10 protein-coding genes are annotated in these 11,371 nt (G+C 65.0%); 5 read left to right on the top strand and 5 right to left on the bottom strand.

Features of this window, described 5'->3' with window-relative positions; all coding sequences use genetic code 11:
- A partial coding sequence (locus F816_RS0109555) for a transposase (protein WP_026333222.1) occupies window positions 1–296 on the top strand: 296 nt, incomplete at its 5' end.
- 168 nt (window positions 297–464) lie between these two features.
- On the opposite strand, the gene F816_RS0109550 is transcribed toward F816_RS0109555, so the two are convergent.
- Entirely contained in the window at window positions 465–1,457 is a 993-nt protein-coding gene (locus tag F816_RS0109550; RefSeq protein WP_019594546.1) for a dihydroorotate dehydrogenase, read from the bottom strand.
- On the opposite strand from F816_RS0109550, the gene F816_RS0109545 reads away from it, so the two are divergent.
- Together F816_RS0109545 and F816_RS0109540 are read left to right on the top strand one after the other, a co-directional pair.
- On the top strand, window positions 1,456–1,920 hold the full coding sequence (locus F816_RS0109545; protein WP_019594545.1) for a tRNA (cytidine(34)-2'-O)-methyltransferase: 465 nt from the start codon (window positions 1,456–1,458) through the stop codon (window positions 1,918–1,920). The two genes, F816_RS0109550 and F816_RS0109545, sit on opposite strands and share 2 nt — an antisense overlap.
- 113 nt (window positions 1,921–2,033) lie before the next feature.
- Entirely contained in the window at window positions 2,034–2,906 is an 873-nt protein-coding gene (locus F816_RS0109540) for a dienelactone hydrolase family protein (RefSeq protein WP_019594544.1), read from the top strand.
- Between the two features lie 121 nt (window positions 2,907–3,027).
- Here F816_RS0109540 and F816_RS0109535 read toward each other — a convergent pair whose 3' ends face one another.
- A complete protein-coding gene (locus F816_RS0109535; protein WP_019594543.1) occupies window positions 3,028–4,065 on the bottom strand; it encodes a porin in 1,038 nt (345 codons plus the stop codon).
- 243 nt (window positions 4,066–4,308) lie between these two features.
- Here F816_RS0109535 and F816_RS0109530 point away from each other — a divergent pair, with 243 nt between their 5' ends.
- The gene (locus F816_RS0109530) at window positions 4,309–6,426 is read left to right on the top strand and encodes a TonB-dependent receptor (RefSeq protein ID WP_051080098.1); all 2,118 of its coding nucleotides are present in this window, start codon (window positions 4,309–4,311) and stop codon (window positions 6,424–6,426) included.
- A 95-nt stretch (window positions 6,427–6,521) separates the two neighbouring features.
- On the opposite strand, the gene F816_RS0109525 is transcribed toward F816_RS0109530, so the two are convergent.
- Both F816_RS0109525 and F816_RS0109520 read right to left on the bottom strand, forming a co-directional pair.
- Window positions 6,522–7,265 (bottom strand): rhomboid family intramembrane serine protease, encoded by a 744-nt coding sequence (locus F816_RS0109525; RefSeq protein WP_019594541.1) that lies wholly within the window; start codon window positions 7,263–7,265, stop codon window positions 6,522–6,524.
- Window positions 7,266–7,533: 268 nt separating this feature from the next.
- Window positions 7,534–9,039, bottom strand: coding sequence for a SulP family inorganic anion transporter (locus F816_RS0109520; protein ID WP_019594540.1), 1,506 nt, complete (start codon window positions 9,037–9,039; stop codon window positions 7,534–7,536).
- Window positions 9,040–9,348: 309 nt separating this feature from the next.
- Between F816_RS0109520 and F816_RS0109515 the strand changes: the two genes are divergently transcribed.
- The gene (locus F816_RS0109515) at window positions 9,349–9,837 is read left to right on the top strand and encodes a universal stress protein (RefSeq protein ID WP_019594539.1); all 489 of its coding nucleotides are present in this window, start codon (window positions 9,349–9,351) and stop codon (window positions 9,835–9,837) included.
- Between the two features lie 341 nt (window positions 9,838–10,178).
- Here the strand turns inward: F816_RS0109515 and moaA are convergent, their stop codons facing one another.
- Window positions 10,179–11,189: a GTP 3',8-cyclase MoaA gene (gene moaA / locus F816_RS0109510; protein ID WP_019594538.1), complete on the bottom strand. Its 1,011-nt coding sequence runs from the start codon at window positions 11,187–11,189 to the stop codon at window positions 10,179–10,181.
- Window positions 11,190–11,371 lie beyond the last annotated feature (182 nt).

Here is an 11,371-nt window from a genome sequence, read left to right as displayed (position 1 = left end):
CGGCGTTCCATGGGCTGGTACCGGTCCATCAGGAGTCCGGGACCTCGATCCAGCGGCCCCCGCGACTGGCGAAGGCCGGCTCGGGCCGGCTGCGCAAGACGCTCTACATGGCGGCTGTGGTGGCCACCCGCTACAACCCGGACGTGCGGCACCAGTATCACCGCCTCCTGAGGCGGGGCAAGGCCAAGATGGCGGCGATCGGGGCGGCCATGCGCAAGCTCCTGCACATCGCCTTCGGCGTGCTCAAGTCGCAAACCCCGTATCAACCCCGTAATGACATGCCTTGCAACTCATAGATCAAGACGGTATCTACCCCTCTGTCAGGGGCCCGGGTCGGAGCCCAAGTGCCCCACCACCCTCGAACCCTCAGGACTTTCCTTCTTCCTGTGAAGCGCCCTTGATCTCGACCTTGTTCGTGCCTTCGTGTGCTTCGTGGTCAACAGGCTCTTTAGTGAACCGGCCTTTCAGGTGGTGGGATCCTGCGGAGCGGGCGGGGCGCAGGCGGAGATGGCCCCGTTCAGTTGCAGGGTGCCGGTCAGGTCGCGCACGTGGGTGTAGCCGTGGCGGTCCATGTAGTCGCTGATGCCGTGCAGGATCTTCGGCAGGCACAGTGCGTCGTAGAACAGGCCTGTGCCCACGCCCACGGTGCTGGCGCCGGCGATCAGGAATTCCAGCGCGTCGGTGGCATTCATCACGCCGCCCTGGCCGATGATCGGCACGTTGTGCGGAGCGGCCACCTGATAGACCTGCTGCACCTTCAGCAGCGCGATCGGCTTGATCGCCGGGCCGGACAGGCCGCCCTGGTTGTTGCCGATGACCGCGCGGCGGTTTTCCACGTCCACTGCCATCCCCATCAGGGTGTTGATCACTGCGAACGCGTCGGTGCCGGCCTCGATGCAGCGTCGGGCATTCTCGGCGATGTCCGTCTGGTTGGGCGAGAGCTTGGTGATCAGTGGCTTGGAGGTGACCTTGCGGCAGGCCTCGACCACCCGGGCGGACATGTCCGGGTCATTGCCGAAGGCGACGCCGCCCTCCTTTACGTTGGGGCAGGAGATGTTGATCTCGATGGCGTCGATGGGCGAGTCGTCGAAGCGCCGGGTGACCTCGATGTACTCCTCGATGGTGGAGCCCGAGACGTTGGCGAAGAAGCGCGTCTCGTCGAAGTCCAGCTGTGGCAGGGTGTGGTCCACCACGTGGTCGACCCCGGGGTTCTGCAGGCCGATCGCGTTCAGCATCCCGTCCGGCGTCTCGTAGACGCGGTGCGGTGCGTTGCCCAGCCGTGCCTGACCGGTCGTGCCCTTGAGGCAGATGGCGCCGGCATCGCGGTTGGAGAAGCCGGCCACGCGGGTGTATTCCTCGCCGAAGCCGACACAGCCGGACAGCAGCACCAGCGGCGTGTTCAAATGCAGGCCGCAGAATTCCAGGGCCAGCCGCGGATCGGTGCGCGAATCACTCATGCTTCACATCGTCCTCTATGAACCGGAGATCCCGCCGAACACGGGCAATATCATTCGTCTGGCGGCCAATACCGGGGCGGCGCTGCACCTGATCCACCCGCTCGGCTTCGAGCTGGACAGTGCGCGGGCGCGCCGCGCCGGGCTCGACTATCACGAGCTGGCCCGGGTGCAAGAGTATGACAGCCTCGACCAGTGGCGGGAATCGGTGCAGCCTGGCCGGGTCTTCGCCATGACCACGCGCGGGCAGGCTCGCTACGACGCCCCGACCTTCCGCGATGGCGATGCCTTGTTGTTCGGTCCGGAGACACGAGGCCTGCCGGCGTCGGTCCTGGATGCCCTGCCGTCGGAGTATCGCCTGCGCCTCCCGATGCGCGAGGGCAGTCGCAGCCTCAACCTCTCCAATTCCGTCGCGGTGGTGGTCTATGAGGCCTGGCGCCAGCTGGGGTTTCCCGGCGGCGCATGACGCCGAGTCAGCAGGTACGGCGTGCGGGATTGCACTACCCTCGGAAGAAAGCACCCGTGCCGTCCGTCTTTCGAGGACGATCGCGCCCGTACGTCTACCACGAGAGGTTTCCGATGTTTCCTGTGCTGCGCTCTTTCTGTCTGCTGGCCGCCACGGCCCTGATCTCGGCCCCGCTGGCGGCCGATGAACCCACCGGCTCCGACAACTGGTGGTGGGACGATGACTGGTGGGAGGACGGGGTGATGTACTCCGACCTGGAAAACCACGAGGTCGAGATCGAGCGCTTCGAGTACCAGCGCGACGACCTTGATATCCCCGCGATGGTGGCCCGCCCGGCCGACGGCGAGGCCTATCCGGCGATCCTCTGGGCGCATGGCCGGCGCGGGCTCGATGACCTCGCCGAGCTGCACGTGAAGCGTCTCGCGGCGCGCGGCTTCGTCGTGCTGGCACCGGACCTGTACACCGGCCGTTTCATGGAAAGCCACCCGCTGGATCATGACTACGAGCTGGAAGGCGATCTGAACAGCGGTCTGGACGTGCTGCTGGAACGCGACGACATCGTGGGTGACCGCGCCTGTCTGGTGTCCATCACCCGTGGCGGCTACAAGGCGCTCAAGGTCGCCGTCACCTTCGAGCGCCAGGTCGAGGATGTCGCCTGCTGGGCCGGCTATTACCCGCACCTGCAGGACCCGAACCTGGGCGAGCCGCACCAGGTGTATCGCTACGCCAACGAGGTCAACGAGCTCAAGATCCCGATGATGATCCTGATCGGCGACGAGGAGCAGTACCAGCGCCACCGCACCGCGCGCATGGCCGCCGATGGTCTCGAAAGCCGCGGGGGCGAAGTGCACTGGATTGAATACCCGGGCGTGGGCCGCGGTTTCGACTTCCGCAACGGCAACAATCGGACCTTCGCCGACGACCTCGCATCGCGCGATGCCATGATCCGCGTCTCCCGCTTCGTCAACCAGCACCTGCGCGACTGACCTCGCTGCCGTTCGCGAGCTGGGCACCAACGAAAAAGGCCCCGCCGGGGCGTAATCCGGCGGGGCCTGGTGTTGAGGGCACCCCGGCGGTCCTGGCCGCCGGGGTGCCCGTGCTGCAAGGTCAGAAGTCGTAGCGCATGCCGATCGAAATCCCGCTGGCCGTTTCTCCGTTAACGCCCGCCGCTGTGCTGTCCGCGGTCCGGGAGTCCGAGTAAGGCGTGCGGTTGATCGCGTCATCGTTACTGACACTGGCGATCGTGCCGTGGAAGCGCAGGTTGCTGTCCACGCGATACTCCAGGCCCAGTGCAACGAGGGTTGCGTCGCCCTGGTCGATATCGGAATCGTGCTGGAAGACATGACCCTTGAGGTAGAAGTCCGGCGCGACGCGAATCTGCGTGCCAATCCCGTAGGTATCGGACTTCACGCCGTCAAAGTTGTCGGCTGTCTGATACAGCGCGCCCACATTGATTGCGTTTGTGATCTTGTATCCGCTAGCCAGGCGCCAGCCATCGGAGCTATCGTCTGCGTTCGCGTTCTCGCGGGTCTCATAGGCGAGGGCACCCGTAAAGTCCCCCATGCCGAGGGACAGCGAGGTACTAAAGGCCTCGTTCGGACGCCCCGACTCGGTCGTCGATGTGGATGCGCCGCCGGTTTGTGGGCTGTAGTGGACATCCCAGGTCAAGCCGCCAAAGCTCGGGGTACGGTAATGCAAACCGTTCTCGAAGCGGTTGTCGGAAGCGAAGCCCGTGGCCTTGGTCAGGTTGCGCATGTCACCGAGCTGATCACCGAAGAAGTTCGCCGGCCCGCGAGCCCGTTTGAACGGGGTATCAAATTCGCCGACACGGAACATGCCCCACGAGTCGCCTTTCAGCCCCGCGAAGGTGTCGCGGGTGGCCAGCGTCAGGTCATCATCTGCGTCAAAGTCGATGCCTTGCTCGATCTGGAAAATCGCGACCAATTGATCCCGAAACTCGTGTTCGCCCTTGAAGCCCAGGCGGCTCGAGTTGCTGACGAGGCTGGGTTCGCTGTAGTCCGCACCGTTGTCGAGATAATCGACAGAGATGTTGGCACGCCCGTAGATCGTCCAGTCGGCGGTGGCGATGGCCGGCGCGAGCAGCCCGGCGGCGACCAGGCTGGTCAGAAGTTGCTTGCGGTTCATGGGGTTCTCCCTGTTTGGTTTGCGAAAACTGGCGGGACGCGGTGGTGTCCCGACAGGGCGCAAGCATGGGGAGCCAGCATGACGACCCGGTTAAGCGGCTATGAAAATCGCGTTAAATGACCACACTGTTGTAAAAAGGCGACTACGTCTGCGGGAACCCGTGGTCTGCCGTTGAGTCCTCTCAATGGTGGGGTGTGGACGCCGGATCGCCCCTTGGCGAGGTCGGCAGGAGGCAGGTTGGTGATGCGACGATCCGAGTGGCCGACCCACCGAGCGGTGCCAAGCGCATGTGCGGCTTTGCTGCTGAGCCCGGCGCTGGTGCACGCCGAAGACGAACCACGGGTACTGGACCCGGTGGAGATCACGGTTACCGCGCCGCGCCTGGCTACACCGCTTGCGGACCTGCCGGCCGCGGTTTCGCGGGTCGACGGGCGCCAGGCCACCGAGGGCCGTCAGGGGCTCCAGCTGGACGAAGCATTGAACCGGGTGCCGGGTCTGTTCGCTCAGAACCGCTACAACTTTGCCCAGGACGCCCGCATCTCCATACGCGGTTTCGGGTCGCGCGCGCCATTCGGCGTTCGCGGGCTGCGCATTCTGCAGGACGGGATTCCGGAGACCACTCCGGATGGTCAGTCGCAGGTGGACGCAATCGATCTGTTGAATCTGCGCGCCATCGAGGTCCTGCGTGGGCCCAGCGCCGCGCTGTACGGGAATGCCTCTGGTGGCGTGATCGCCGCGCGCACGCGCGATGGTCGTGACCCGCGCGGTTTCGGTGGTGGGGTTCTGCTGGGGAGCTACGGCTACCGGCGCGCCGAAGCGGTGGCGGAGCAGGACCACGGCACCCACCGCTATTCCCTGACCGCACATGATTTCGCAATCGACGGCTACCGCGAACAGTCCACCGCCGAGAAGCGCTATCTGCGCCTGCACACCGCCTCGGAACTGGAAGCCGGCACCCTCAACGTCCACCTGCGCTACCTGGATGCGCCACGCACCGACGATCCCGGCGGCCTGACCCGCGAGGAGATGCGCGAGGACCGGCGTGCCGCGGCCCCGCTGGCCACGGCGCTGGATAGTACCCAGTCCGCCGAACAGCTGACCACCGGCCTGCAATGGGAGCAGCCCCTGGCCGGGGGCGAGCTGCGCCTGGGCGGATTCTGGACCCAGCGCGATTATGCGCAGCAGCTACCGTTCCCAGGGGATTCCCGGGTGGCCTACGAGCGCGATTTCTTTGGAGTCAATGCCCAGTACGAGCGCGACGTTGGGGCGACCCGTGTGCTCACCGGCATCGACCTGGAAGAACAGCGCGATGACCGCACACGGCGCTGTTCTGCTGGCCGACTTTTCGATCGCGACGGCGGCGAGTGTTCCGCAGACCCGGTTGATCCCATGAGCGACCTGGCGCTTGACCAACGGGAGCGTGCCCGCTCGCGCGGTGTGTTCGTGCAGACCGATACCGCACTGGGGTCGGACTGGAACCTGGTGGCCGGCGCCCGTCACGACCGTATTCGTATGTCCATCGACGATCACTTCGTTGAGCGGTCTGACGACGGTGATGACGTCACGGACCGATCGGGCCGACGGACCTTTGACGAGACCAGCGGCATGGCCGGGCTGATCTGGCACTTCCGGCCCGAGTATCGCGCCTACGTGAATGTGGCGACCAACTTCGAGACCCCGACCTTCACCGAGTTTGCCAATCCGGAGGGCGGAGGCGGCTTCAACCCCGAGGTGGACCCACAACGGGCGCGCAGTATCGAGGTCGGTATTCGGCGCGAGAATCCGCAGCTCTCCTGGGAGGCTTCGGTCTACGCTACCCGGGTGCGCGACGAGCTGTCGCCGTACCAGCGTGAAGGTCAGGGTGACCGGACGTTCTATACCAACGCCGGGCGCACCGCCCGCGATGGCGTTGAGCTAAGCGCAGACTGGCGGGTGAACTCGCAATGGACCCTGGGCGCTGCTGTAAGCCTCAATCGTTTCCGTTTTCGCGAGTTCGAGGATGTCGACGGTGTTCGCCATGACGGCAACCGGATGCCGGGGCTGCCGCGCGAGCAATTGTTCGTCGAGGCCGACTGGCGCGACGGCCCCTGGTTCGTGACCGTGGACGCGCTGCATGTGGGGTCGCGTTACGCGGACAACGCGAATACGGAGAGGGTGGGGCCGCAGACGACGCTGAATCTGCGCGCCGGGCGATTTTGGCAGCAGGGCGATACTCGCGCCGAGGCCTTCGTCGCCGCCAACAACCTGCTGGATGCGGACAATGTCGACAACATCCGTATCAACGATGGTAACCGCCGATACTACGAACCGGCTCCGGACCTGACCCTGATGGCCGGGATGCGCCTGTATTTCGGGCGGTGAGCGAGGGCGCTCACGGCACCCTACGGGCGGCGAGTCGGCCAACACCCCCGTAGGATGCGCTGAGCGCAGCGAACCGCATCAAACCGAGCGCCCGGTCAATCGCGGCGATCGGGACCACGATGATCGTCGGAGCCCTGCCACGGCGGGGGCTCGATCTCGTCCAGGCGCCCCTGCTCGATCTTGCGCAGGGTCTCCGGGTCGGTCTCGTCGTCGTCCTCCCAGGAGGATCGGCGCGCCGGGGCTAACGGGTCACGCCGGTACAGGAACCCGCCGCAGACCGCGCCCACCACCGCGCCGAACAGGTGTGCCTCGAACGACACCTTGGGCCCGCTGGGGAACACGCCCCACAGCATGCTGCCGTAAAGAAACAGGATGATGATGGCGAGCGCGATGGACAGCGCATCGCGGCGCCGAATCCCGATCACGACCGCGAAGAACATCAGACCGTGGGTAAGGCCGGACGCCCCGATGTGCAGTCCCTCGCGGGCAAACAGCCAGACGCCCAGCCCGCCCATCAGCCAGATCAGCGGCACCGCCGTGCGCGTGGCCTGGGGAAAGCCGTAGAGGGTCAGCATGCCTAGCACCCAGAGGGTCGGGACATTGGCCAGTAGGTGACCCCAGGAGCCGTGGATCAGCGGCGAGGTGATGATGCCCAGCACCCCGACCGCGTCGCGCGGGAGGATGCCCAGGCGTGACCAGTCACCGCCGATCAGCTCCTGCAGCGCATGGATCACGATCAGGATGCCGGCCCCGAGCATGGGCCACATCAGGGCGCGCCGAATGCGCTCGCGTTCGGCCCTGGGATCGGTCGGGGGTGCCGGCCGGCGCAGATTCATCATGTGCCTAGCCTGCCACGCTCGGGCACGAGGTCCAATTTCTCCAGTCCCCGGGCGCCGGTACCAGCACCGTCATTGCGAGGAGGCGAAGCCGACGCGGCAACCTCCGAAAGCTGGCACCTAATTGGGAGCCGGTGGTTCTGGATGGAGATTACTCGTTCCGCTCGCCCTTCGGGCCGGCCTGCGGCCGTTCAACGCAGCTTCGCTGCTTTTGTGCCGCGGCCCCTGCGGGGCCTCGCAATGACAGTGCGAGTAAGTAGTCGCGCGGGGGTCAGTGCCCGCCCGGCCCCAGGTCGGCGCCCTTGTCGTGCAGGGCGAGCTTGTCGTGGAGTTCGCCGCTTTCGCCGTGTGGGCCCTTCACCTCGACCTCCATGCCGTTGCGGCGGAACTTGCCCACGACCTTGTCGATCGCGGCCACGGCCGAGCTGTCCCACAGTGAGGCGCGGGTCAAGTCGATCTCGACGTTATGGATGCCTTCGCGGTAGTCGAAGCTGTCGATGAACTTGTCCACCGCGACGAAGAAGAGCTGGCCGCGAACGGTATAGATGCGGGTCTTGCCGTCCTCCGACAGGTCGCTTTTCACGTCGACGGCCTTGACCATCTTGCGCGCGAAGAAGATCGCCGAGAGCAGCACACCGGCGAACACGCCCATCGACAGGTCGTGGGTGATCACGGTGACGGCGACGGTCACGATCAGCACCACGGCGTCGGTGCGCGGCAGCTTGTGCAGGGTGGTGAGCGAACTCCAGTCGAAGGTGGCGATGGAGACCATGATCATCACCGCGACCAGCGCGGCCATCGGGATGATCGAGACCAGATCGCCAAGCACCAGGATGAAGAACAGCAGGAACAGGCCGGCCGCGAGGCTCGACAGCCGACCAAGACCGCCGGATTTGATGTTGATGACCGACTGACCAATCATCGCGCAGCTCGCCATGCCGCCGAAGAAGCCGGTGACGATGTTGGCGATGCCCTGGCCCTGGGCCTCGCGGTTTTTGCCGGAGGGGGTGTCGGTCAGGTCGTCAATGATGGAGGCGGTCAGCAGGGACTCCAGCAGACCCACGATCGCCAGCGCGAAGGCGGTCGGGAAGATGATCTGCAGCGTCTCCAGGTTCCACGGGATGTCCGGGAACAGGAACACCGGCAGGCCGGAGGGCATGTCGCCCATGTCGCCGACTTCCAGGGTGGGCATACCCATGTAGTAGACGACGCCAGTCAACACGATGATCGCGACCAGCGGCGGCGGCAGCAGTTTCGGATAGCCCGGGATCATCGGCAGGCCGTAAAGGATGATCAGGCCGGCCGCGACCAGCGCCCACATGGTGGTGTCGCCATCCACCAGATACGGTACCTGGGACAGGAAAATCAGGATCGCCAGCGCGTTCACGAAGCCGACCAGCACCGTACGCGGGATGAACATCATGTAGCGCGCGAGCTTGGCCCACGAGAACAGGAGCTGGATGACCCCGGTCAGGATGGTGGCCGCGAGCAGGTATTGCAGCCCGTGCTCGGCGACCAGCGTGACCGTGAGCAGGGCCATCGCCCCGGTGGCGGCCGAGATCATCCCTGGCCGTCCACCGGCAAAGGCGATGACCACCGCCATCGTGAACGAGGCGTACAGGCCCACGCTCGGATCTACGCCGGCGATGATGGAGAACGCGATCGCCTCGGGGATCAGCGCCAGTGCGACCACGATCCCGGCGATCAGATCGCCGCGGACGTTGAAGAACCAGACCTTGCGCTGGCTGGACAGGAAGTCTTTTATGGTCTGCTGCACGTTGCGTTCCCCAATACCGATGCGCGCCGAAGCCGACCAGGGTCGGGATCAACGGGTGAACGAACAGGTACCAGAGACTTTGGGAAATACGGATCCACGCGAGTGCTTGGATCGGTATTTCCCCGGTGAAGTAGCCGGGCCCGGTTGCCACCAGTGGATGGCGCGGTTGCAAGCGGTTCGTTGCCGGTACAGACTGGAACCGCTCAGGAAAGGCGCGAGATTGTACCACTCTATTAGTCATTTCTGAAGTTTTCATGACCCCGAGCGCGTACGCCGGGTCGGTTTCATGCGGTCACAAAGGGGATCCCCATGCTGCAACGCGTCATCATTGCCATCGACTTCTCGTCCGCCTCGGCCTCGGCCCTGGCGATTGCCCGTCAGCACTGCTCGGGTGCGAAGAAGCGGTTGCTGTATGTGATGAAGCCGTCGGAAGTGGCTGCGTCGAGCTCCGCGGGTGCATTCAGTGGGGCGGGATCCTCGCCGCTGAATGCGAAGGACATGCGCGACTCCGCCGAGGAAAAAGTGCGCGCCCAGCTGCAGGAGTGGGCGGACGAAAATGACGACGTGGCCATCGCGGTGGGTAGTGCGCCGGAGGAGATCTCGCGCCACGCCGAGGAGTGGGGCGCGGACATGATCGTCATGGGGACCCGTGGGCGCAGCCAGATCTCCAACATGCTGTCCGGCTCCGCGACCGAGTGGCTGGTGCGCAATTCTCGCCTGCCGGTGCTGGTGGTGCACGACGTGCCGCTGTCCGACTCGATGAAGGAAAAGCTCCCGCCGGAAGGCGCAGTCGACTGAGCCAACTCGCAATCCCGACACGCAGAAGGCCCGCTTTTCAGCGGGCCTTCTATTTTGCGGGCTGCAGCCACGCCTTATGGGCACTACATCACCGCGGAAACCGCGCCACCGCCGCCGTCACTACAAAAAACCAACCCCCTACTCGTCATCCCGGAAACCGCGAAGCGGTTATCCGGAATCTCCCGGGGCTGGCGTTGTGTCGGGTGGCAGGCTCGGGAGATGAGATCCCGGCTCTCCGCTTCGCTCCGGCCGGGATGACGAGGTTGGGGGCGGTGGGAATGACGAGGTGTTGGGGCTGCGGCCGGGATGAGGGCCGCGCGGTGCGCGCGGAAGGAGCGCGATCAGCCCCCGGTCATGGACATGAAGCGCAGGACCTTTTCCGGGCGTTCGGAGAATTCGTGGCGTTCCGGCTTCAGGTTGATGGCCTGGACTACCAGGTCTTCCAGCTCCGAGTCCGTGCAGCCCTCGCGCAGGTAGGGGCGCAGGTTGAGGGTGTGGTCGTTGCCGAGGCAGGTGTAGATGGTGCCGTCCACCGACAGGCGCACGCGGTTGCAGGTATCGCAGAAGTGCTGCGAGATCGGGGTGATGAAGCCGATGCGCACATCGGTATCCGGGATCTGCATGTAGCGCGCCGGGCCGCCCCCGGGCATCACGCCGGGCACCAGGTTGTAACGCGGCTCCAGCCGGGCGCGCACATCCTGCAGGTTCACGTAATGGCCCTCTTTCGCCTGGCGGCCCGTGTCGCCCATCGGCATGGTCTCGATGAAGCGCAGGGTGAAGCCGTGCTCAATGCAGAAGTCGACCATGTCCTCGACCTCCGGCTCGTTAATCCCGCCCATCACGACCATGTTGATCTTGATTGGGGCGAGGCCCGCGGCCTTGGAGGCCATCAGCCCGTCCAGCACCTTCTCCAGCTTGCCGCCGGTGATCTCCTTGAAGACCTCCGGCTTGAGCGAATCGAGGCTGACGTTGATGCGGTCGACGCCGGCATCCTTCAGCTCCTGCGCATGGCGCGCCATGCGCGTGGCGTTGGTGGACAGCGAGATATCGTCGATGCCGGGCAGGGCATTCAGACGCGCGGCCAGATCCGGGAGGTTTTTGCGCACCAGGGGCTCGCCGCCCGTCAGGCGCACACGGCGGGTCCCGAGGCGGCCGAAGGCGCCCATCACCCGTTCGATCTCCTCGAAGCTGAGCCAGTGTTCCGGCTCCTCGAAGTCGCTAAAGCCCTTGGGCATGCAGTAGAAACAGCGCAGATCGCAGCGATCGGTGACCGAGAGGCGCACGTATTCGATGCGGCGACCGAAGGCGTCGATCAGGGCGTTTCCTTCCGTGGGGGTGTCGGCGTGTTCCATTGGCGGGCCTGTGACGTCGGGTGGGGCGATATGTTCCGTGGTACACATCGTAGATCATTTTGCCGCCTTTGCCACCCGAACGTGCAAATCATCTGTGGATTCGCGTCACAATAAAAAAAATCTTCACCAGATAATTTTGGTTTATCCGCAAATAGAAAAGACTCGTTGGCAGAATGTGTTCG

It is taken from the genome of Thioalkalivibrio sp. ALM2T, assembly GCF_000381505.1.
Lineage (GTDB): Bacteria > Pseudomonadota > Gammaproteobacteria > Ectothiorhodospirales > Ectothiorhodospiraceae > Thioalkalivibrio > Thioalkalivibrio versutus.
This window is presented reverse-complemented; position numbering and strand designations above follow the sequence as displayed.

Bases quoted from the DNA above. Each gene is read 5' to 3' on its own strand.
- moaA (WP_019594538.1), bottom strand. From the start codon at position 11,189: ATGGAACACGCCGACACCCCCACGGAAGGAAACGCCCTGATCGACGCC.
- F816_RS0109515 (WP_019594539.1), top strand. From the start codon at position 9,349: ATGCTGCAACGCGTCATCATTGCCATCGACTTCTCGTCCGCCTCGGCC.
- F816_RS0109545 (WP_019594545.1), top strand. From the start codon at position 1,456: ATGCTTCACATCGTCCTCTATGAACCGGAGATCCCGCCGAACACGGGC.
- F816_RS0109550 (WP_019594546.1), bottom strand. From the start codon at position 1,457: ATGAGTGATTCGCGCACCGATCCGCGGCTGGCCCTGGAATTCTGCGGC.
- F816_RS0109540 (WP_019594544.1), top strand. From the start codon at position 2,034: ATGTTTCCTGTGCTGCGCTCTTTCTGTCTGCTGGCCGCCACGGCCCTG.
- F816_RS0109530 (WP_051080098.1), top strand. From the start codon at position 4,309: ATGCGACGATCCGAGTGGCCGACCCACCGAGCGGTGCCAAGCGCATGT.
- F816_RS0109535 (WP_019594543.1), bottom strand. From the start codon at position 4,065: ATGAACCGCAAGCAACTTCTGACCAGCCTGGTCGCCGCCGGGCTGCTC.
- F816_RS0109525 (WP_019594541.1), bottom strand. From the start codon at position 7,265: ATGATGAATCTGCGCCGGCCGGCACCCCCGACCGATCCCAGGGCCGAA.